The sequence below is a fragment of the Lysinibacillus fusiformis genome, assembly GCF_002845985.1.
GTDB lineage: Bacteria > Bacillota > Bacilli > Bacillales_A > Planococcaceae > Lysinibacillus > Lysinibacillus fusiformis_D.
Window position 1 is genome coordinate 194,492 of the sequence record NZ_PDFK01000004.1, and the last position, 21,095, is coordinate 215,586.

Annotated in this window: 21 protein-coding genes; 9 read left to right on the top strand and 12 right to left on the bottom strand. The window is 40.8% G+C overall.

The annotated features are described in order from the left end of the window. Positions 1–296: 296 nt before the first annotated feature. Positions 297–746 carry a DUF5412 domain-containing protein gene (locus CRI88_RS15595; RefSeq protein WP_257982915.1) on the top strand — a complete coding sequence of 150 codons (450 nt, stop codon included), beginning with the start codon at positions 297–299 and terminating at the stop codon, positions 744–746. A 133-nt stretch (positions 747–879) separates the two neighbouring features. Here CRI88_RS15595 and CRI88_RS15600 read toward each other — a convergent pair whose 3' ends face one another. After that, positions 880–1,671 (bottom strand): DUF1835 domain-containing protein, encoded by a 792-nt coding sequence (locus CRI88_RS15600; RefSeq protein ID WP_101966824.1) that lies wholly within the window; start codon positions 1,669–1,671, stop codon positions 880–882. A gap of 11 nt (positions 1,672–1,682) precedes the next feature. Beyond that, positions 1,683–2,306 carry a LysE family translocator gene (locus CRI88_RS15605; protein ID WP_058844707.1) on the bottom strand — a complete coding sequence of 208 codons (624 nt, stop codon included), beginning with the start codon at positions 2,304–2,306 and terminating at the stop codon, positions 1,683–1,685. Positions 2,307–2,521: 215 nt separating this feature from the next. Between CRI88_RS15605 and CRI88_RS15610 the strand changes: the two genes are divergently transcribed. From CRI88_RS15610 to CRI88_RS15635, 6 genes are all read left to right on the top strand, one after another. Then, positions 2,522–2,905, top strand: coding sequence for a hypothetical protein (locus CRI88_RS15610; protein WP_036126554.1), 384 nt, complete (start codon positions 2,522–2,524; stop codon positions 2,903–2,905). Between the two features lie 466 nt (positions 2,906–3,371). Next, the gene (gene proB / locus CRI88_RS15615) at positions 3,372–4,490 is read left to right on the top strand and encodes a glutamate 5-kinase (protein WP_101966825.1); all 1,119 of its coding nucleotides are present in this window, start codon (positions 3,372–3,374) and stop codon (positions 4,488–4,490) included. Continuing rightward, a complete protein-coding gene (locus tag CRI88_RS15620) occupies positions 4,480–5,730 on the top strand; it encodes a glutamate-5-semialdehyde dehydrogenase (protein WP_101966826.1) in 1,251 nt (416 codons plus the stop codon). Before proB ends, CRI88_RS15620 begins: the two co-directional genes overlap by 11 nt. 63 nt (positions 5,731–5,793) lie before the next feature. After that, positions 5,794–6,681 (top strand): DMT family transporter, encoded by an 888-nt coding sequence (locus tag CRI88_RS15625; RefSeq protein ID WP_058844704.1) that lies wholly within the window; start codon positions 5,794–5,796, stop codon positions 6,679–6,681. Further along, positions 6,678–7,640 carry a carbohydrate kinase family protein gene (locus CRI88_RS15630; RefSeq protein ID WP_101966827.1) on the top strand — a complete coding sequence of 321 codons (963 nt, stop codon included), beginning with the start codon at positions 6,678–6,680 and terminating at the stop codon, positions 7,638–7,640. Before CRI88_RS15625 ends, CRI88_RS15630 begins: the two co-directional genes overlap by 4 nt. Before the next feature lie 63 nt (positions 7,641–7,703). Next, the gene (locus CRI88_RS15635; protein ID WP_089932503.1) at positions 7,704–8,093 is read left to right on the top strand and encodes an RDD family protein; all 390 of its coding nucleotides are present in this window, start codon (positions 7,704–7,706) and stop codon (positions 8,091–8,093) included. Positions 8,094–8,333: 240 nt separating this feature from the next. Here the strand turns inward: CRI88_RS15635 and CRI88_RS15640 are convergent, their stop codons facing one another. Then, positions 8,334–8,765: a GNAT family N-acetyltransferase gene (locus CRI88_RS15640; protein ID WP_058844702.1), complete on the bottom strand. Its 432-nt coding sequence runs from the start codon at positions 8,763–8,765 to the stop codon at positions 8,334–8,336. A 124-nt stretch (positions 8,766–8,889) separates the two neighbouring features. Here CRI88_RS15640 and CRI88_RS15645 point away from each other — a divergent pair, with 124 nt between their 5' ends. Further along, positions 8,890–9,342 carry a MarR family winged helix-turn-helix transcriptional regulator gene (locus CRI88_RS15645; RefSeq protein WP_058844701.1) on the top strand — a complete coding sequence of 151 codons (453 nt, stop codon included), beginning with the start codon at positions 8,890–8,892 and terminating at the stop codon, positions 9,340–9,342. 42 nt (positions 9,343–9,384) lie between these two features. On the opposite strand, the gene CRI88_RS15650 is transcribed toward CRI88_RS15645, so the two are convergent. Further along, positions 9,385–10,740, bottom strand: coding sequence for an aspartate aminotransferase family protein (locus CRI88_RS15650; RefSeq protein ID WP_058844700.1), 1,356 nt, complete (start codon positions 10,738–10,740; stop codon positions 9,385–9,387). A 139-nt stretch (positions 10,741–10,879) separates the two neighbouring features. Here CRI88_RS15650 and CRI88_RS15655 point away from each other — a divergent pair, with 139 nt between their 5' ends. Further along, a complete protein-coding gene (locus tag CRI88_RS15655; protein ID WP_089932506.1) occupies positions 10,880–12,517 on the top strand; it encodes a PucR family transcriptional regulator in 1,638 nt (545 codons plus the stop codon). On the opposite strand, the gene CRI88_RS15660 is transcribed toward CRI88_RS15655, so the two are convergent. From CRI88_RS15660 to CRI88_RS15695, 8 genes are read right to left on the bottom strand one after another with little or no spacing between them, the layout of a single operon-like run. Then, positions 12,506–13,333, bottom strand: a complete 828-nt coding sequence (locus tag CRI88_RS15660; RefSeq protein ID WP_089932508.1) for an ABC transporter permease — start codon at positions 13,331–13,333, stop codon at positions 12,506–12,508. The genes CRI88_RS15655 and CRI88_RS15660 overlap by 12 nt on opposite strands. Positions 13,334–13,345: 12 nt before the next feature. Further along, complete coding sequence (locus CRI88_RS15665) at positions 13,346–14,287, bottom strand: ABC transporter permease (protein ID WP_036123050.1); 942 nt, start codon at positions 14,285–14,287, stop codon at positions 13,346–13,348. Positions 14,288–14,303: 16 nt separating this feature from the next. Next, positions 14,304–15,860 carry an ABC transporter substrate-binding protein gene (locus tag CRI88_RS15670; RefSeq protein WP_089932510.1) on the bottom strand — a complete coding sequence of 519 codons (1,557 nt, stop codon included), beginning with the start codon at positions 15,858–15,860 and terminating at the stop codon, positions 14,304–14,306. Positions 15,861–15,885: 25 nt separating this feature from the next. Next, on the bottom strand, positions 15,886–16,848 hold the full coding sequence (locus tag CRI88_RS15675; protein WP_089932512.1) for a P1 family peptidase: 963 nt from the start codon (positions 16,846–16,848) through the stop codon (positions 15,886–15,888). A gap of 39 nt (positions 16,849–16,887) precedes the next feature. Further along, positions 16,888–17,865 (bottom strand): ABC transporter ATP-binding protein, encoded by a 978-nt coding sequence (locus CRI88_RS15680; protein WP_089932514.1) that lies wholly within the window; start codon positions 17,863–17,865, stop codon positions 16,888–16,890. Beyond that, positions 17,834–18,868 carry an ABC transporter ATP-binding protein gene (locus CRI88_RS15685; RefSeq protein ID WP_089932516.1) on the bottom strand — a complete coding sequence of 345 codons (1,035 nt, stop codon included), beginning with the start codon at positions 18,866–18,868 and terminating at the stop codon, positions 17,834–17,836. The genes CRI88_RS15680 and CRI88_RS15685 overlap by 32 nt, the downstream gene beginning before the upstream one ends. A gap of 15 nt (positions 18,869–18,883) precedes the next feature. Continuing rightward, the gene (locus CRI88_RS15690; protein WP_089932518.1) at positions 18,884–20,338 is read right to left on the bottom strand and encodes an aldehyde dehydrogenase family protein; all 1,455 of its coding nucleotides are present in this window, start codon (positions 20,336–20,338) and stop codon (positions 18,884–18,886) included. Between the two features lie 10 nt (positions 20,339–20,348). After that, entirely contained in the window at positions 20,349–21,095 is a 747-nt protein-coding gene (locus CRI88_RS15695) for an SDR family NAD(P)-dependent oxidoreductase (protein ID WP_036127354.1), read from the bottom strand.

Sequence of the window (21,095 nt, forward strand, 5' to 3'; positions counted from 1 at the left end):
AGCGAGTAACAACATCACCTCGGTGTCAATGTTACTCGCTTTATTTTGATTTTTGGTTTGAACATAAAGATTTTTAACGATAACTGTAGAAAAACATGTTAAATTTCTAATTACCACTATACAGTCTATTAACCTGTTCATCATACTAAGGAGGTAATAATTTGAATTTATACCTTAACACGATTGGCTTCTTTGTATTTTAATTTACATTGCTATTATTTTTCATTTTTGTTAGCAAATTAATCATTTTCTTTTTTAAGCGGAATCATTTCCCTAAAAAAACATTAACAGCATTTGTGGCGGGTTTAGTCCTGTTTTTTGGCCTATTTATATCTATCCAATACTTTTTTACATTTAGAACTATAGATAAAAAACTGATGCAAAAAGGACCCGAATCTGTATCATCCCCTTCTGGAAAATACACAGCGAACGCTTATTATGAACCCTATGGTGGTGCAGGTCCAAGTAGTGGTGTCAATGTATGGGTAGAAATTTCAAATAACGAGAATCATACAATCAAAACCATCTATTATGCAGCTGCAAAAAGTCAATTTTCAATGGAATGGCTAGACGAGGTTAAATTATCTATTGTTAATCATGAGTCTAAGTATACAAATTCAAATAGAAGTATAGAATTAAATGTGGATAAAGAGATTTATCACGAAAATGGTTTGGCTTGTAAAAGTTTGTTAATGAAAGATGAATATGTAACATGCTATCAACATGAAAGCACTTCGTATAACTAGATAGAGACTTAAATATCCTGTTATGCATAGAACCAACTGCTTCATGAATTTGGAACAATAAAAAAGATCAGGCTTTGCGCTCCTGATCTTTTTTATTGCTCGTTCATTTAGTTGTGTTGTTATTTTCCATACGCTAACGTACTTTAACCTGATATGAAAAGATGTCCGTTATATCACCTTGAATCTCAAACAATCCTTGCTCGACGAGGGTCCGTAAGCGATACTCTACAAATTCATCCCCGACATAATGATCAATTGCCCCAAATGTTTGAGCCAAAATATGTGTAGGCATCAGCCATTCTTCCTTGTACTGGATCTGCAACTCTTTTGCACTAGCCATAATGAGTGCATCCAGCGCATCTTCCTCTACATGCACTAGCTCATTTTTCCACAATCGCAACATACTTGGCTGTTTTTTGATATCTTCCCATTCCTTCGCGAGTTGTTGGCATGCTTGGACAGAAAATCGTTTGGCCTCAGGGCGAAGCTTCATGAGCATATTGGAGGAAAGTTCCCCTGTATGACGAATACTCATATTAGGCTGCAATCGTTTCAGACCCTCAGTTGTATCAATTCCATAAACCATACTACATTTATGAATCAACTCACTCATCACATAGCGCAGGCCAATTTGTTCGTGTGTGTTTTGACTATACCAAATCCATACATCCAAATCACAAGGTAAACTTGCGATTTTTTTCATCCAGTTCTCATACATATCATCATACAATTGCTGATCTTCATTATCCTTAAAAATATGAGTGTTTAACCAAGTTTTACGTTCTTCTAAGTGTTGAAGTGGCCCAATTGAGAAATCATCATGGACACTTAAAACCGTTTCATTACGCTGCAAATGATGCTGACGAATTGCAAGCTTCAGGGAGCCCTGCGTTGCTAAGCTAAAGGTAATATGTAAAATAGCCATGACCATTCCTCCTACTGTTTGCTGATGGCAATTTGTATCCCGATAAATGTGAAGAGGATACCTTGAATCATATTTAATCGCTTCGCAATTGCAGGTTGACCAATAATGAGTTTTCTGACTTTCCCTGCAAATATACTAAATAACGAAAATAATACGAGTGCTTGCACTAAAAATACTATACCCAAAATAAGCATTTGAAACGCAACATGTCCCTGTGCGGGATTCACAAACTGTGGTAATAACGCTAAGAAAAATAATGATACTTTTGGATTTAAAATATTCATTAAAATTCCTTTTTTATATAATGTAATATAAGCTTGTGTATTTTGTTGCTGTAAGGTAAATGGATCTCCCTTGGCTCGAAATGATTGCCAAGCTAAATATAATAGATAGGCTGCTCCTGCAAATTTGACAATTGAAAAAATGATTGTGGATTGATAAATAATCGCAGATATACCAAGTACTGCTGCACTAATATGGACAAGGAGCCCTGTACATAGACCAAGTGATGTAGCAATACCAGCCTTTTTATCTTGTGTAATGCTTTGGGCAAGTACAAATAAATTATCTGGCCCTGGCATAATGGTTAAAATAATAGCAGCCCCTAAAAACGCGAATAACGTTGAACTTTCCAAAACTTTCCCTTCTTTCAACTTCTTTAAAAAAACTATTTACATTATACTACATGACGTTGTACTCATTAGCTGTAAGTTTATGACTTTATCAAAAATTTTTCACAAATTTTCATTTCACAAATTCTGCTCGTTCATGCGATACTTTTCTCCCCTAATCCATTATAATAGTAGAAACTCATGAAAAAATAGATAACTTCCATAAGAGGTGATTGTTAATGGCAGTAAGTGATATTGTTACGCAGTATGAGGATGAGCATGGACAGATTTACTATAAAATGAAATCACATGACATTGACGTCAAGGCCGCACAAAACGCAGGTCTCGCTCCAGTGATCACCTATTGGATGGGCGATCAAGAGATTACGGACTCCATTCGAAATTTACGCTTTAGTCCACGTCCCCCCTCCAGCTATATTCAAGATTACGAAGAATTTCAAGCAATGCTTTATTCGAAAGAGCAACGTGCCATTAACCAGCTTTATGAACAAATGAGTATTAAACCAAGAAATATGTCAACAGGTAAACAAGTTATTTGGAGTTTTTTTGTCATTGTTTTAGCTATGCTTCCCCTGTTCATTGCCATTTGGTGGTTTAAATAATCGAATAGGTTGCCTCTTTAGCATTTTTGAATCTCTCCTTCTTAATTTATCAAAACTTTCAAGTAATTTCACTATTCAGCTTGACAGACTTTAGGAAGTAGTGCATTCTTTAGTCAATAGTTACCAACTCCATGATGAGAAAACGAACGGAGACTAGTAGTTAGCCACTGCTTGAAAAGAGAGCAATGCCCATCGGCTGTAAGGCATTGTACAAGGAAGACTGATGAACCTACTTCGTAAAACGTCCTGGCCAAACTAGGCGCAGTCTCTAGCGTTATGAGAAAAGTGGAATGTCGCATGATGTTCAATGTAGGTGGTACCACGGAAGGCAAGTCTTTTCGTCCTAATTTTTAGGATGAAAAGGCTTTTTTTATCTTGATTCAGCAAAATTTTGGTGTCAAAGATGAAACGTCATTGCTCTATTTAACAAAGCAATGACGAACATAAGACAACTGGAGGTAGTGTGATGGAGAGAAAAAGGATTGTTGTGAAGATTGGCAGTAGCTCTTTAACAAATGTAAAAGGCGAAATCGATAAAGTTCGTTTAATGGATCATGTGCAGGCAATCGCCGAATTAAAGAAGCAGGGTCATGAAGTTTTGCTTGTATCATCGGGTGCAGTAGCCGCTGGTTTTAAACAACTTGGCTACCCTGCTCGTCCTGTAACGGTAAAAGGAAAACAGGCCGCGGCAGCTGTTGGACAGAGCTTACTGATCCAAACATACAGTGCCTTATTTAGCATTTACGATATAACGCCTGCTCAAATTTTACTGACACGCACAGATTTTTCTAAAAAAGAATGCTATAAAAATGCCTATGCTACTTTCGAGGAATTATTAGAACGTTCCATGCTACCAATTATTAATGAAAACGATACAGTATCTATTAGTGAATTGACATTTGGGGATAATGATATGCTGTCCGCACTTGTAAGTGGTCTTGTCCATGCAGATCAGCTCATCATTTTAACAGACATCAATGGCTTATATAATGCCAATCCTGCTAAAAATCCGCAGGCGGAACGTATTGATCGGTTAACAGCTATTACCGATGACATGTTAAGCTTTGCTGATGGTACAGGTTCAAAGGTTGGCACGGGTGGCATGGCATCTAAGCTATTGGCAGCCCGAACAGCGCTACGTGCAGGTGTGAAAGTATTTATCGGAACAGGTCAAGGTGCACATAAACTACTTGCTATTTTAGCAGGCCATGGGGACGGCACCTATGTCGAGCATGATGAACTTGCGATTTTAACAAATCATAAACAGTGGATTGCACTTACGGAAGTTTCTGGTAAAATTTTTATAGATAGTGGTGCCGAAAAGGCGTTAATGGACAATGGCAAAAGCTTATTACCCGCTGGCGTATATCGTGTAGAAGGTGATTTTGACAATGGGGATGTTGTAGAAGTTTATAGTGAACAAGGTTTATTAGGACGTGGCGAAGTACTGTACTCTTCCCTAGAGTTAACTGTAGCAATGGGAAAACGGACGGATACATTGTCGAAATGCCCTATTGAGGTGATACACAGAGATAAATGGCTGAAAATTCAAACGAATGAGGGAGGAATGACGAATGACAAGTGAAATTCAAGGAAAAGGACAACGGGCAAAGGCTGCCAGCTACATATTAAATATTAAAACGACCTGTGAAAAGAATGAGGCGCTAACAAAAATTGCAGAACAGTTAATCATTGACCAGCATACTATTATGGCTGAAAATGCCAAAGATTTAGCACTGGGTGAGAAACAGAGCTTGCCTGCTTCTACACTAGATCGAATGATGCTCAATGAAGAACGTATAATGGCAATGGCCGATGCCATTCATTTACTTGTCTCCCTACAAGATCCAGTAGGCACAGTTATTGAGCAGATTGATAAAGAGAATGGCTTACACATCGAAAAGCGGATTGTACCACTTGGGGTCATTGGTATGATTTATGAGGCACGCCCAAATGTCACAGTAGATGCAGCGACTCTCTCTCTGAAAACAGGCAATGCCGTCATTTTACGTGGCAGCTCCTCAGCTAAATTTTCAAATACCGCCCTAGTGGCAAGTATCCACCGTGCACTTGCTAAAACATCTATTCCTATAGAGGCTGTGCAATTAATTGAGGATACAAGTCGTGAAACGGTGAAAGAATTATTTCATTTAAAAGAGTACTTAGATGTATTAATTCCTCGTGGCGGCAAAGCGCTTATTGATTTAGTTGTGAAGGAAGCAACTGTCCCTGTACTTGAAACAGGTGCGGGCAACTGTCACATTTACGTGGATCAAATGGCGGATTACATAAAAGCAGAAAAAATTTGCCTGAATGCTAAAACGCAGCGCCCTTCTGTTTGCAATGCAGCAGAAAGCTTACTCATTCATCCTATTTGGTTTAAGTCTCATGGTATGCAACTGTTAACAGCACTACATGACGCAGGTGTGACCATCATCGGTGATGAACAAGTATGTCAGCTATTTGAGGCTGCTCTTCCAGCTACGGAGGAAGACTATGCGATGGAATATCTTGATTTAACAATAAGTGTTAAATTGGTGGAAAATGTCTATGAAGCAATTGAGCATATTCATCGCTTTGGCACACATCATTCTGAAGCGATCATTACAGAAGATCAATTGGTCGCAGAAACATTTTTAAATAATGTCGATGCAGCGGCTGTTTATCATAATGCCTCTACCCGCTTCACGGATGGCTTTGAATTTGGCTATGGTGCAGAAATTGGCATTAGTACGCAAAAACTACATGCTCGTGGGCCAATGGGCTTGCCAGCGTTAACCTCAACTAAATATTTCATATATGGCAACGGCCAAATTCGTGAATAAAAGAAAGCCGCGCGTTACTTATTTGCTTTAATAATTTTACAAAAAATAGAAAGAAGGTGTCGTATGAACATCTCCGCAATGATTAAACTAACCGTCTCCATGGCACTGTTTGGTTCCATAGGCTTTTTTACGGTTCATACTGGTGTTCCTGCTACAGAGCTTGTCTTTGTTCGATGCATTTGTGCCACCCTCTTTCTAGGAGGAATGTGGCTTATTACAGGGGGTCATAAATCAGAGGTTTGGGATAAGAAGGAAATTCTCCAAACAATTATTTGTGGCGTCTTTATCGTTTTAAACTGGGTATTTTTATTTAAAGCCTTTGAAGAAATGTCGATTTCGATTGCCATTTCCATCTATAATTTAGCCCCTATTTTTGTCTTAATTTTAGGCGCTATCTTTTTAAAGGAAAAAATGACCATTCAAGCACTTGTAGCAACCATCACTTGCTTTATTGGTAGTATTTTCATCATTGGTCTCCATAACTTTGTGTCTTTCTCAGAGTTTATGCAATCTGGTTTTGTGTGGGCATTACTGTCAGCGGTCTTTTATGCCCTCACCATGCTAACAAGCAAAACCATTACGAAGCTTAGCTCCTATGCGTTAACCTATATTCAAACAACGGTTGGTATCGTCATACTACTGCCTTTCATCGACTTCTCCTTGTTTGAGGGATTAACCACTTCCAATTGGTTTTATATTTTGGGCACAGGCTTTATTCATACAGGATTTGTTTACTATTTATTTTTTGATAGTATTCGCAACCTTACAACCATTCTTGTATCCGTATTAGTGTTCGTTGACCCTGTTGTCGCGATTTTACTGGATATGCTGTTGCTTGATTTTATGCCAAGCATTATGCAAACGTTAGGTATCCTGCTTATTTTCGGAGGTATTTTCTATACAGTTTACATTCCGAAGAAAAAGCGGCTGCCACAGGAGGCATCCTCATGAGCAAGCTCTTTACTATAGGGGAATTACTAATTGATTTTACGCCAACAGAGCAGCATGGCTCCCTTGCCGATATCGAGCACTTTACTAAACATGCGGGTGGTGCACCTGCAAATGTAGCAGCGGTCTGTGCAAAGCTGGGTCAGCAGGCAGCTCTTCTAACACAGGTCGGTCAGGATGCCTTTGGCGATTTCCTAATAAAAACGTTACAGCAAACAGGTGTAGACACGCAGTACATTCGCCAAACAGCTGATGGAGAAACAAGTCTTGCTTTTGTCTCATTAAATGGTCACGGTGAGCGTGATTTTCAATTTTATCGCCGACATGCTGCGGACTTATTGTACAAGCAAGACTATCTCCCCTTACAATTACTCACTGCACAAGATATCGTTCATTTTTGCTCTGTTAATCTTGTGGAAAGCCCTATGAAGCAAGCACATCTTGCTTTTATTGAACAGGCACATCAAGCAGGTAGTCTTGTTTCCTTTGATCCGAATGTGCGCTTACCTTTATGGCAGGATGAGACTGCGTGTCGGGCAACCATCCTCGCCTTTCTACCTAAAGCACATATTGTGAAGCTTTCAGAGGAGGAGCTATTGTTTTTAACAGCAGTAGAGGAGGAACAGGCGGCCGTCCAAGCATTATTTCAGGGGCATGTAGCCGTCATCATCATTACACATGGCGCTGCTGGGGCTACTTTATATACGAAAAAGCTTCATGTAAAGGCTCCTGCTAAGGAGGTACAAACTGTCGATACGACAGGGGCTGGAGATGCATTTATTGGGGCAGTTTTAAGTAAATTCCTTCAACATCAACTAGCAGTAGCTGATGTTGAAGCCTATTGCGAACAGCATGCGATGTCCCTGCTCACTTTTGCAAACCGTTATGCAGGGATTTCGACAACGAAGCATGGGGCCATTCCCTCTTATCCCGTATTGCCATTGGAAATAAATCAAGATTAACGCGAAACTTCTTGTCCTTATGTTTCGTATGTACTAGTGACAGAGTAATAAAGGAGGACATACATGGAGCCGATCACAAAAAGACGAACAGCAGCATTTTTAATCGATACAGCGATATCAACCGCAGTCACGTTGGGTGTTGAATATTTCCTACGAAAAAAAGTGAAAAACGAAGTCGTTCATGCGCTCGTTACGCCAACAGCCGTGCTATGGGCACTAGAATATGCACAGCTCCGTCAAAATGGACAAACCATTGGCTACAAAGCAATGAAACTGGCACTCGAAAATGAAGATGGCCATCCACTATCAGACGGTCAAATAATTAAACGAATGGCTTATCGAGACACCCTCAGTACGTTTGATTATCTAAAAAATCGCCAGACCTTTGAGCAACAGCATGGACAACGTCTACCTCATGACAATTTCGCAGGTACGATTGTCAAAGAAAAATAATTGAAAGCTGCCCAACTTTCTTTATGAAGGTAGTTTTTAATTGAAACTAGAATCCGTCGTGCAAAAAAATGGCTCCCCTTAGCTAAGGAGGAGCCTTTTCTAATGGCAGCTAAACATAAGTAGTGCCATTGAATTGTATACTTTATCGAAAACAGATCTTCCGCCTTCTCTCTGCAAACGAATACTAAGTGACAAAATCTAGCACTAATGAGAAGGTTATTGAAAAGACGATTTCGTCCACTACCAATATTTTTTCATTAAAATATGTGGGATGCCACAATCCATGAATTCTTCGCCTTCACGCTGGTAGCCTAATTTTTCATAAAAACCTTCTGCATAGGACTGGGCATTCAGCTTTACTTTTGTTAAACCTTTGTCTCGTGCGATTTGCTCTAAGCCCATGATGATTTCTTTCCCCAGGCCAAATTTACGGTATTGTTCCAATATACAAATACGTTCTAGTTTGCCATAGCCCTCCACAATGCGAAGCCTGCCCGTTCCAACAGGTTGCTCCTTGTAATACACAAGAATATGATCACATGGTGCATCGAGCGAATCAAATTCATCGTACTCTTCTACCTCAGGTACTTGTTGTTCTTCAATAAAAACATGTCGACGAAAATCGAACGCTGTTTGTAATTCTTCTTCAGTTGTCACTTTTTTTATGCTCATGAATATTCCTCCTAGTTTCTCCTATTGACCATCTTCACTAGGTGCAATTTCACTTCGAAGATGATACTATTAGTATAGAACGTTTTTTATTGCAAATACAATAAAAATTTCAGGAGGATCGACCATGAAAGAAATTTTACGTGAAATAGGTGCTATTGCACGGGCATTAGACTCAATTAGTAATATTGAATTTAAGGAGTTGGATTTAACAAAGGGACAATATTTATATGTCATCCGAATTTGTGAAAATCCTGGTATCATTCAAGAAAAAGTCGCAGAGCTATTAAAGGTGGATCGTACGACTGCTTCACGGGCTATTCAAAAATTAGAGACCAAGGGCTTTATTGAAAAGCGTATTGAACAAGGAAATAAAAAAAATAAATTGCTCTTCCCAACAACAAAAAGCTTAGAGATTTATCCTTTCTTGAAACGAGAGGGCGAATATTCCAATGCTCGTGCACTTGCAGGTTTTTCCACTGGAGAGATTGACAGCATCCACAATCTACTAACGCGTGTTTTGCATAACATCGAGATTGACTGGGAGGATGTAAAAAAGGGGCATAAACGACACTATTAAAGGCGATTCCTTGTATTTCCACATGTTTGGAATCGCCACGTACTAAACATTGGCTGCCAATACTCTTTTTAACACGGCTACCATAAAATCAAGATCTTCATCAGTACAGCAAAGTGGCGGACTTAATATAATGATATGATGATAGCCCTCTACTGTTTCGCCATTTCTCCCAACAATTAACCCGTTTGCTTGACAATCAGCTATAATTTTCGCTATTCGCTCTGGCTTTGCGGGTGCTTGTGATGGTTTATCTTCGACAAGCTCGATGCCTATGAGCAACCCAAGCCCTCGTATATCTCCAACAAAGGGTAGCTCCAATAAGTCTTGCAAATCATGTAGCAATTGTATACCCAAATCTCTTGCGCGCTGTACGAGCCCTTCTTCTTCTATGATTTTTATATTTTCTAAAGCCACTGCACAGGCTGCTGGATTACCACCAAACGTATTAATATGCCGAAAATGACTATAGCCGTCCATCTCTTTAAATTTTTCATAAATGTCTTTGCGTACAGCCGTGATGGATAACGGTAGGTAGGCACTTGTTAACCCCTTTCCCATAGTAATGACATCTGGTCGAATGTCAAAATGCTGATGACCAAATAGCATCCCTGTTCGTCCAAAGCCACATATGACTTCATCAATGATAAGTAATACCCCATGTCGTCTACAAATGCGCTCGACTTCCTTAACATAAGTAGGATGTGGAATAAGAACGCCATCACCAGTAATCAGTGGCTCCATAATAACGGCTGCTATTGTTTCTTTTTGCTCCCAAATGATCTTTTCCTCGATTTCACGAGCACATGCTAAACTATACACCTCCACGGGCTGCCCTTTTGGTCGACGATAATGATCAGGTGGGGCAACATGCAAAAAGCCTGGTGTTAAGGGTTCATATTTATATTTACGTAAGGCCTGTCCTGTGGCTGCCAATGCCCCCAGTGAACTGCCATGATAACCTCGATAACGAGCAATGATTTTATAACGAGTTCCTTCCCCATTTTGTTGATGGTATTGACGTATTAGCTTAAAGGCCACTTCATTCGCGTCCGAACTGCTATTGGAATAAAACATCATATAGTCATCTTCTAGTAAGCTGTTCATTTTTTCAGCGAGTCTGATGGCCGGTTCATGACTTTGGGTTAAAGGGGCATAGCATAGCTTTTTCAGTTGCTCATACGCAACTTTAGCAAGACGCTCACGGCCATAGCCTACGTTCACTGCCCATAAGCCTGACATGCCATCTAAAAAGCGGTTGCCTAAACTATCGGTAATCCATGCTCCTTCTCCCTGTTCAATAATAGGGGGCGCATTGTCATTGTACATAGACATATGATGCCAATCATTTTCATGGTCTTTTTGCTGTAAATCATGTGTGAATTGATCGTTCTGCTCCATATCATGACCTCCAATCGTGATCATCGATGTCTTTTTATCTATCACCATTTTCCCTATTAAACTAGTTAATATTGAAATTTTCTGATTTCTCTAACATAATGAAATAGACATTGTACATTCGAAGGGCAGGTGCTAATTGATGGCGAAACATCCTCTACTCGTACGTGATGTCCTCAAGCGCAAGCATTTTGAATCGGCGAAGCTTATCGCTGGGCAGCATGGTCTTGATCGCCAAGTTTTGTGGACACATATATTAGAAATCAAAGATTTTGATACATTAATTAATGGTGGTGAATTGATTTTAACTACTGGTGTTGGTTTACAGCTCGAACGTGAAACACAAATCGCCTACTTACAAAACCTTATTCGCAATGAAGCTGCTGGTCTTTGTATAGAAATTGGAGACTATTTCGATCATGTCCCTGTAGAATTGATTGCCATGGCGAACGCCCATCATTTCCCAATTATTATTTTTGAAGACATTGTACGATTTATCGATATTACGCAAGATTTACATACGTACATAATTAATCAACACCAGCAGGCACTAACACAGCTAGATACCCTCTCCAAAACATTTATGGAATTATCGTTAATGCCAAATGGAATTTTAAAAATATTACAAGTTCTCCACCAAGATACGGATGCGCCTTTTTTATTTGTCTCAGAAGATACAAAAAGCTTTTATTATCCTGTGGAGGCTAAAAAATACTTGCGTGTTATGGAGGAGCATTGTCAGCAGTTAGAAATACAAGAGCCTCTGCACCTTTTATCCATTGATAAGGATCATTTTGTCATCATTCCTGTGAATGGGCTTGGACAAGTTTGGGGCTATTTATGTATGTATTCTGGACTGCCAAAGCCGAGTGATTACACCTTGTTGAATCTAGAACGGGCTACGATGTCGATAGCCCATATTTTAATGCGTAATCGCATGCTGCAGGAGCGACAGCAAAGCCGTGAGGATGAATTTATCCTTGCCTTAATTCAAGGACAGCCCGTTGATATACCATACTATCAAAGCTATTTGCCAATCGAGAGTCGTAATTTATTTTACCGGGTCGTCGTATTCAATCTTCATGATAAAGCGAATACAGTGTCTGAAGAAGAGTGGCAGGAAATACAGCTCCAAAATGCCATGTATATTCGCTCAATTTTAAAAAAGCTCGGATTTTTCCCTACTGTTTCGGTACGACAGCATGAGATTATTATTTTAGCCTTTTTTATTGCCGCAGATTATATGAAAGACAATCGTGATTCCTTCGATCAAGCCATTTCACAGATTATAGCAAGAAAAGCAGCACAGTTTTTTGAGCAGCTTATCCTTAGCTGTGGCATTAGCAATGTCTATCAGTCGATTGAAAGTGTTCATCTTGGCTATAAAGAGGCTAAATCGGCCATTCAAATGCAGCATCAACAATTGGCTAGCTCCATCTACTATAAGGATCTAGGTGTTTATCGATTATTATTACAGCAGGATCAGACAGCTCTCCTACAATTTGTGAAAGATTATTTACAAGAGATATTGTTATTAGATCAAAAAAGTAGCCTTGATTTATTTCAAACATTAGCTGTTTATTTGGCCTGTAACGGGGCTAAAAATGATACGGCAGAACAGCTGTTTATCGTCCGTCAAACACTCTATAAACGAATTGAACGGCTAGAAAGTATATTAGGTGCTGATTTTTTACAAGCTCCCCATCGCCTCAATATTGAAATGGCTGTTAAGGCATATGAACTGTTGCAAAAAACAGCACCTGACCTATTACGATTTTGAACGTGGGTCCATAAAATCTCGTAAAGCATTACTGAGCATATATAAACCAAGAACAAGAATGGTAATGGCTCCTCCTGGTGCATACGTATACCAAGGGGCACCGATTAAATAGGCTTGTGAATCTTTTAACATTCTGCCCCAGCTAGGGTTTGGTGGTTGTACTCCAAGCCCTAAATAGCTTAGTGCTGCCTCGGCTAACATCGCTGTCGCAAATGTCACGGTTGCAGCCACAATAATTTGCGACGAAATGTTCGGTAAAATATGGCGGAACATAATGCTATAAGGCTTGACCCCGATTAATTTCGCTGCCAATACATATTCCGAGTCACGTTGCTGCACAAAGCCACTACGTGCAATCCTTGCAATAGCTGGAATAGCGATAATGCCAAGCGCTATAGCTGTATTCATAATCCCCGGACCGAATACTGCTACAAGCATTAAGGCTAAAATAATGCCTGGAAAAGCCATTAAAGCGTCCATCGTCCGCATAAAGATTTCATCGATCCAGCCACCAATATAGCCCGCAATACCACCGATAAGAATGCCAAACACCGTTCCAATTGCCACGGTTAATAGACCCACAGCAAAGGCTGTTTGTGTCCCCTTCATAATGCGGCTAAAAATATCACGCCCGAATTCATCTGTTCCAAACATATAGGCACCACCAGGTCCACGCAATTTTTCAGGTATATTCATCGCATTGACATCATGTGGTGTATAAAAGAAACTAACAAGCATGACGAGCAAAAAGCCGACAATAACGAGGAGACCAATGACTAAATTGATTTTTTTAGTATAGCGCTGTAGTTGTTTCATGATAGCCACCTCTTAACGTAATCGAATTCTAGGGTCCAACACAGAATATAAAACATCAACGATAAAATTAATCATGACGACAGCTACTGTAATATACATGACAATCCCCTGCACAAGTGGAAAATCACGATTACTAATAGCCGTAATTAGTAGCTGACCGATACCTGGCAAGGAAAACACCTGCTCCACAATAATCGTTCCTGCTACTACCTCTGCCATGATCAAACCAAAAACCGTTAAAATCGGGATCATCGAATTTTTTAATACATGCTTATACATTACATTTTGTTCAGACATCCCTTTACTGCGAATTGTACGGACATAATCGAGTTGGACTTGTTCTAGAATAGCTGTACGGACATAACGGAAATTCACCGCAATTTGTGGAATGGCAATCGTTAAAGCTGGAAGAATAAGCGTGCTAAGTGCTCCTGCTATACTTTGGGTCCAAGGAATATAGCCACTAATTTTAAAGAAGCTAAACTGTAAGCCAATGTAAAGAATAAGCATCATCCCTAGCCAAAAGGATGGTACTGCCATCCCAATTTGCGTCATAGTGGATAATGACACATCACTTAATTTATTTTGTCTTCTTGCAGCAAACATCCCTAAAGGTAAGGAAATGATTAAGACCATAATAAGGGTAAGCCCTGCTAATGACATGGTGACAGGAAGTCGATCAAATAATAATTCTTTTACTGGCATGGAAAATCGAATGGAATTCCCTAATTGCCCTGTCAATAAGCCCTTCATCCAATCTACATATTGTTCATAAAGAGGACGATCCAAGCCGAGCTCAGATCGTAAATTTTCAATTTGTGTGGGATCCGCCTCCGTCCCTAACATCGTGCGAACCGGATCACCAGGTAATATTTGAAAAACGCCAAATGTAATGATGGATACTAGAAGGATGGTGATTATTAACAGGATGATTCGACGTAGGATATACATCATAAGCATTCATCCCTTTCTAGTTTGAAAACTTAACCTCAGACATATCATGGAACCAGAATGGATAACTCTTAAGCCCCGTCACTTGTTTGTCAGTACCCCACACGATTTGATAATCAGCAATGTAAACCGCAGTAGCTTGCTCTGCTAAAATTTCCTGTGCACGATGGTAGTAGTCGATTTGTTTAGCTTGATCAGTTTCCTTCAAGACATCAGCCATAATTTTGTCGTATTCTTCGTTTTTAAACAGGAAGAAGTTTTCACTATCATTTGTGGAGATATAGTCATTCAAAATTTCAAAGGCAGATGCACGACCTGTTAAATCAATCGTTGTCATCTCATAGTCGCGACCAAAGTACACACGATCTAGCCAGATACCCCATTCAACTACTTCAATTTCTACATCAATGCCAATTTCCTGCAAATTAGCCACTACAATTTGGGCAATATTTGAGTAAATATCATTATGTGAAGACACCGTTATTTTTGTTTTAAAGCCATCAGGATAACCCGCTTCCGCTAATAAGGCTTTCGCTTTTTCCACATCTCGCTCATACATGCTTTCTAAGCCCTTCTTTTGGAAGTCTCCCATTGCTGGACTCATATTAGATCCAAGAGGAACAGCATAGCCCGCAAATACAGAATCAATAATATCGGATTTACTAATGGCGTAATTGATCGCTTGACGAACCTTCACATTATCAAAAGGTGCCTTTGTTTCGTTAAAAGTAACGATTAATGATGAGTTATTATTTTGATGGGATAAATTATAGCTACCCTCTACCTCACCAACACGATGCCAAGGAACACTCGTTAAATCTACCTCATTCGCCATCAAGCTCATAATGGCTGCCTGATCATCTGATTGGAAGGCAAAGGTTACTTTATTCAAATAAGGCAATCCTTCCTGCCAATACTGCTCATTTTTCTTGAGCTCTAAATTGGTGCCAGGTGCGTATTTTACAAAGGCAAATGGTCCTGTCCCAATTGGGTTTTCATTATGCTTACCATCATTACTTTTAGGAATAATAGCTGATTGTCTTGCTGTTAATGAATACAAGAAATTAGAGTTCGGCTCTTTTAACTTGATAATAAATGTAGTCGCATCAGGTGCCTCTGTAGATGCTACATTATCAAAGTTATTAGACATTTTCTCCCCACCATTTTTCCCCATTAAACGGTCAAAGGAATATTGGATATCCTCCATCGTTAAATCATCACCATTATGAAACTTCACACCTTGGCGTATTTTAAACGTATACGTTAAACCATCCTCCGAGATGTCGTAGCTCTCTGCAAGCCCCTCTTTCAAGGAACCATCCGTTTCAGGTGCCATAAGCCCTTCAAACAGATTAAGTATCATTTGATAGGAAATAGACGCTGTAGCCTTATGTGGATCTAAAAAATCTGGATCGTCATTGACACGTACAACGATTTCCTGTGGAACATCGGCTACTGTTTGACCATCTGTAGAACTTGAACCTGTCGTATTTTTCTTTCCATCACCTGAACATGCTGTCATGATAATTGCTAATAACAATGTCACGAGCATCAGTCCTCTTTTTTTCCATTGCATAGTCGTTCCCCCTTTTCCCATATGCCTATCTTTGAATGCTTGTATAGCTTTCAACATCTGCCAATTTATCAGCGCCTTTAATGCCAGCGAGAATAGCTTCCTCCATTACCTTTGTTGCTAAATGTCCTAGATAATCAAGTGCATAAGGTTGATCGCCTGTCCCTAGCACAAAAATCGTATCGCCATCCAGCATGGTATGAACGGGATAAATCGTTCGTGCTAAAGCATTTTGCGTAAGCTGTGCAATTTTTTTAGCCTCTGCCTTCGTTAACTTGGCATTCACTGCTACCACACCGATCGTTGTATTAGTGCCAGCTAATGCCTCTGATTGTGCATGCTGCTCTAAATAGGCACAGCAATCCACCCACTGACCAGAATGCGCATCTCTGGCTCCTGCTAAAATTTGCCGTGTAGCAGGGTCCTTGACATCTCCCACGGCATTCACTGCCACGATGGCTCCTGCTACGAGACCATCTTTCCCCGCATAGGAAGCACTACCAAGCCCACCCTTCATCGCAAAATTAGGTCCTGCTAGTTTGCCAATAGTTGCGCCATAGCCAGCACCTATATTGCCATTGGTAAATGGGCCAACTTGTGCTGCTTGTGCCGCTTCATAGCCCATTTGCGCAGTAGGTCGAGCATGGGGATCACCGATAAATAAGTCAAAGAGAACAGCACTCGGCACAATCGGTATTTTTGCCACACCTGCATCGACACCAATTCCTTGCTCGGCTAAAAATTGCATGACACCTGTGGCAGCATCTAATCCGAAGGCGCTGCCCCCAGCTAAACAGATGGCGTGGACTCGATCAATTTCATTAATAGGGTCTAATGCATCTGTTTCACGAGTGCCTGGTGCAGAGCCTCGAACATCCACTCCACACACCGCCCCACTTTCTACTAATAGCACCGTGCAGCCCGTAATCCCTTCCTTATTTTCACGATGTCCGACTTTGACACCTGGCACATCCGTTATATTGCCAAACATCTGCAACACCTCCACTCTAGAATAAATTTAATTTTCTGATTATTTATCATATAAAAAGCAAGCCACTCGTTGATGGTCATTTTCATGTTGAAGCATCGGTCTTTCCTGATGACATCTTTCCATCACAAATGGACAACGGGTATGAAAGACACAGCCAACAGGTGGATTCATTGGACTTGGTAATTCACCTTGTAAAAGTATTTCTTGTTTCGGCTCATCAAAATTAACGACTGGTATAGCAGATAGCAATGCTTGTGTGTAGGGATGTAATGGATTGGCATAGAGCTCCTTCTTTGTCCCAATCTCCACAACTCTTCCTAAATACAGCACTGCCACACGGTCACTAATATGCTTCACAACACTTAAGTCATGTGAAATAAATAAATAGGTTAATTGAAATTCATCTTGTAAATCCATCATGAGATTAAGAACTTGCGATTGCACCGACACATCCAGAGCAGATACCGGCTCATCAGCAATAATGAATTCTGGGTGTATCGCTAATGCTCGGGCAATACCAATTCGTTGTCGCTGCCCACCAGAAAATTCATGCGGAAACTTATGCATGGCATCCTCAGGTAGCCCTACCTTTTGTAAGAGCTCCTTCACACGCTCTTTTCGTTGTTCCTTCGTCAATGTTAATTGCAGTTTCATCGGTTCCTCGATAATAGAGCCTACCCGCATCCGAGGATTAAGGGAGGAAAAGGGATCTTGAAAAATCATTTGCATTTGATTGCGATAACTTTGTAGCTTACTGCCCTTTAAATGCTGGATTGGCTGCCCTTTATACAATACTTCCCCTGCTGTTGGTTCAACGAGCTTTAAAATCGTTCGCCCAAAGGTTGATTTGCCTGAGCCTGATTCTCCTACAATGCCCAATGTTTCTCCTCTAAAAATCTCTATTGAAATATCGTCAACCGCCTTGATGACCTTTTTTTCTTCCTTCATCGATTTGCGTTTCACAGGAAAGTAGGCTTTTAAATGATTAATTTCCAGCAAAACTTCTTTCTCCATCATGAGCCAGCTCCCCTTTCTCTGTGAATAAATGACAGCGTACTTTATGTGCCTCTTGAATGTAATGGATAGCCGGTTGCTCCACATGGCAATGTGCCATCGCATGTGGACAGCGTGGGGCAAAGCGACAGCCACCAGGCAATGCATACGCTGGTGGTACGGTGCCAGGGATCGACGGCAGCCTTTTGACATCTGAATCAAGGCTAGGCATCGTTTTTAAGAGAGCAGTTGTATAAGGATGCTGCGGATTTAAAAAGAGCTCTCTCACTGGAGCTTCCTCGACAATTTGCCCTGCATACATCACCATGACACGATCGGCTGTTTCTGCAACAACACTCATATCATGTGTAATAAATAAAATGGCCGACTGATGCTCTTTCTTCATTTTCAGCATCAGCTTTAAAATTTGTGCCTGTACCGTCACATCCAGTGCTGTGGTTGGTTCATCTGCAATCAATAGCTGCGGATTATTAGACATCGCAATAGCAATCATGACACGTTGCCGCATTCCCCCTGATAGTTGATGAGGATATTCAGCAATCACCTTTTCTGCATTGGCAATCCCTACCTCCTGTAAAAGTAGTAATGCTTTCTTCCATGCCTCTTTTCTCGATACCTTTTGATGTCTGCGAATGCCCTCAATCATTTGATTGCCAATCGTAAAGACGGGATCTAAAGAGGTCATAGGTTCTTGAAAAATCATACTAATTTCATTACCACGAATACGGCTCATCTCTTTCTGTTTATAGGCGAGTAGATTTTTACCGTTTAAGGCAATGGAACCTGCTGTAATTTCACCTGGTGGTATGGGCAGTAAACGCATAATCGCTAAGGAGGTGATACTTTTGCCGCTTCCTGATTCACCTACCAGTGCAACGGTTTCTCCTTTATGAATAGTAAAGTTTACATCTTCAACAACCTTCGCCTCTTTGCCATTTTTCAACTGGAATTGGATGGATAATTGATTGACCTCTAAAAGCACTTCTTTTTCTTTTGGCTGTTCCATATGCGTCCCTCCATCTCACTGTTGATTAGGTGGTGCATAGCGTATAGCGATGTTTTTCATTTGCGTATAGTTTCGCAGTGCAACAAAGCCCTTCTCTCGACCAATTCCGCTTTTTTTATAGCCGCCAAATGGCATTTGAATGCCACCTGCAGCCCCATAATTATTAATAAATACTTGTCCAGCCTGCACGCGACTTGCCACATAATGAGCTGTATCAATATGCTGTGACCAAACACCAGCGACTAAGCCATAGTCAGTGCTATTGGCTAATGCAATGGCCTCGTCTGCGCTGGAAAATGGCAGGACGGTTAAGACAGGGCCGAAAATTTCTTCCTGCGCTAATGGATCATTTGGATCAACGCCATCCAGTATAGTTGGCTGTACATAAAAGCCCTTTTCATAGCCTTTTATCGTCACTGGTTCGCCACCCGTAATCACATAGCCATCTGTCTTTGCTTGTTGTAATAATGCCGTGATTTTCGTATATTGGCGTTCATTTAATAGCGGTCCCATATCCATATCCGCTTCCCCAGGTCCAACTTGTATCGCTTGGAATTTTTGCGCTAGTTGTGCAATGAATGTATCTTTAATACTTTCTTCAATGAGTAAACGTGCCCCTGCAGAGCAAGTTTGACCGGCATTTTGAATAATGGCACGTACAACCCCCTCTAATGCTTGCTCCATATCGGCATCTGCAAACACAATATTAGGCGATTTTCCTCCAAGCTCTAATGTCACAGGCACAACATTTTCTGCTGCTGCCTTCATCACCGCTATCCCTGTCGGCACAGAACCCGTAAACGTAATATGATTAATATCGGGATGTGACGTTAAATAGAGCCCAACCTCTCGCCCCAATCCTGTAATATGCTGGAAAATCCCTTTCGGCACTTTATTGGCAAACCATTCAGCGATGGCATGTGTTGTCAGGGGTGTATCCTCTGCACTTTTCACAATCACAGCATTACCAGTTGCTATAGCCGCTGCGACACTTCTTGCCGTAATTTGAATCGGATAATTCCATGGCACAATATGTACCGTAATGCCAACTGGCTCTAGCACTACCGCATTTAATAGTCCATCCTCAATCGGAATGGTATCCCCCATCACCTTATCCGCTGCACCACCATAAAATTCAAAATAGCGAGCCGCTGCTTCAATATCTGCTCTTGCCTGTGATAAGGGCTTTCCTACGTCTCGACATTCTAGTAAACTCCATTCCTCTGCATGCTGTCGAATATAATGGGCAAATTCAATTAATAACTGCCCCCGTTCATAGGCCTTCCATTGACGCCAGTCTTGTCCTTCAAACGCTAGACGGGCTGAATGTACTGCTTGTTCCACATGCGCTTTACTTGCATTGCTAATTTGTGCAATCACTTCCCCTGTCGAGGGATTTTTAACTTCTAGGTGTGTCTCTTCTTCACCATGAACCCACTCCCCATTAATTAACATAGGAATTTTTCTCATCGTACCCCTCCTATAATCCACGACCACCATCTACATGCAATGTCGTTCCAGTGACCATACTTGCCGCATCAGACAATAAATAGCTGACTGCCCCTGCTATATCCGCTGGCTGTACTAAGCGCCCAAGTGGGACAGACTGCACAAACACATTTTGCTTCGTTTGCTCTATATCAGCATCCTGTGCAGCAAATTGACCAAGCATTTGTGTGTCAGCTGGGCCTGGATGAATCGTATTAACGCGAATTTGGCTTGATGCAAGTTCAATTGCAAGCCCTCTTGTAAAGCTTTCTGCCGCCCCCTTTGAGGCAATATAAGCCTGTAAGCCTGGTCTAGGACGCACGGCAGAAATAGAGGCTATTGTAATAATGGAGCCCCCTTGCTGTTTTTTCATAAAAGGAACAACTGCTTTTGTCGTGATAAACAAGCTTTTTACATTGACATCCATTAAACGGTTCCACTCATCCATCGTGACCTGCTCAATCGGTGTCGCTGACTGGGCAATTCCTAGTGCATTGACAAGGCCATCTATTCTGCCATACTTGTCAAAAACCTGTTGGCAAATGCTTTGAACACGTTCCTCCTGCAATACATTGACTTCAACACATTGTAATGAATCATGGGCGATATCTGATAGTGCATCTATTGATAAATCAAGCCCTACAACCTGATTACCCTGCTTTAGCTGCTCTTGAATAATCGCTTTTCCCATACCGCCTCCTGCACCTGTAACTACGACCACCTTTTGCTCGATTGCCAT

Bases quoted from the DNA above. Each gene is read 5' to 3' on its own strand.
- CRI88_RS15670 (WP_089932510.1), bottom strand. From the start codon at position 15,860: ATGCAATGGAAAAAAAGAGGACTGATGCTCGTGACATTGTTATTAGCA.
- CRI88_RS15680 (WP_089932514.1), bottom strand. From the start codon at position 17,865: ATGATGGAGAAAGAAGTTTTGCTGGAAATTAATCATTTAAAAGCCTAC.
- CRI88_RS15600 (WP_101966824.1), bottom strand. From the start codon at position 1,671: ATGGCTATTTTACATATTACCTTTAGCTTAGCAACGCAGGGCTCCCTG.
- CRI88_RS15630 (WP_101966827.1), top strand. From the start codon at position 6,678: ATGAGCAAGCTCTTTACTATAGGGGAATTACTAATTGATTTTACGCCA.
- CRI88_RS15635 (WP_089932503.1), top strand. From the start codon at position 7,704: ATGGAGCCGATCACAAAAAGACGAACAGCAGCATTTTTAATCGATACA.
- CRI88_RS15610 (WP_036126554.1), top strand. From the start codon at position 2,522: ATGGCAGTAAGTGATATTGTTACGCAGTATGAGGATGAGCATGGACAG.
- CRI88_RS15665 (WP_036123050.1), bottom strand. From the start codon at position 14,287: ATGATGTATATCCTACGTCGAATCATCCTGTTAATAATCACCATCCTT.
- CRI88_RS15650 (WP_058844700.1), bottom strand. From the start codon at position 10,740: ATGGAGCAGAACGATCAATTCACACATGATTTACAGCAAAAAGACCAT.
- CRI88_RS15655 (WP_089932506.1), top strand. From the start codon at position 10,880: ATGGCGAAACATCCTCTACTCGTACGTGATGTCCTCAAGCGCAAGCAT.
- CRI88_RS15625 (WP_058844704.1), top strand. From the start codon at position 5,794: ATGAACATCTCCGCAATGATTAAACTAACCGTCTCCATGGCACTGTTT.
- CRI88_RS15660 (WP_089932508.1), bottom strand. From the start codon at position 13,333: ATGAAACAACTACAGCGCTATACTAAAAAAATCAATTTAGTCATTGGT.
- CRI88_RS15620 (WP_101966826.1), top strand. From the start codon at position 4,480: ATGACAAGTGAAATTCAAGGAAAAGGACAACGGGCAAAGGCTGCCAGC.
- CRI88_RS15695 (WP_036127354.1), bottom strand. From the start codon at position 21,095: ATGGCAATCGAGCAAAAGGTGGTCGTAGTTACAGGTGCAGGAGGCGGT.
- CRI88_RS15645 (WP_058844701.1), top strand. From the start codon at position 8,890: ATGAAAGAAATTTTACGTGAAATAGGTGCTATTGCACGGGCATTAGAC.
- CRI88_RS15690 (WP_089932518.1), bottom strand. From the start codon at position 20,338: ATGAGAAAAATTCCTATGTTAATTAATGGGGAGTGGGTTCATGGTGAA.
- CRI88_RS15640 (WP_058844702.1), bottom strand. From the start codon at position 8,765: ATGAGCATAAAAAAAGTGACAACTGAAGAAGAATTACAAACAGCGTTC.
- proB (WP_101966825.1), top strand. From the start codon at position 3,372: ATGGAGAGAAAAAGGATTGTTGTGAAGATTGGCAGTAGCTCTTTAACA.
- CRI88_RS15685 (WP_089932516.1), bottom strand. From the start codon at position 18,868: ATGGAACAGCCAAAAGAAAAAGAAGTGCTTTTAGAGGTCAATCAATTA.
- CRI88_RS15675 (WP_089932512.1), bottom strand. From the start codon at position 16,848: ATGTTTGGCAATATAACGGATGTGCCAGGTGTCAAAGTCGGACATCGT.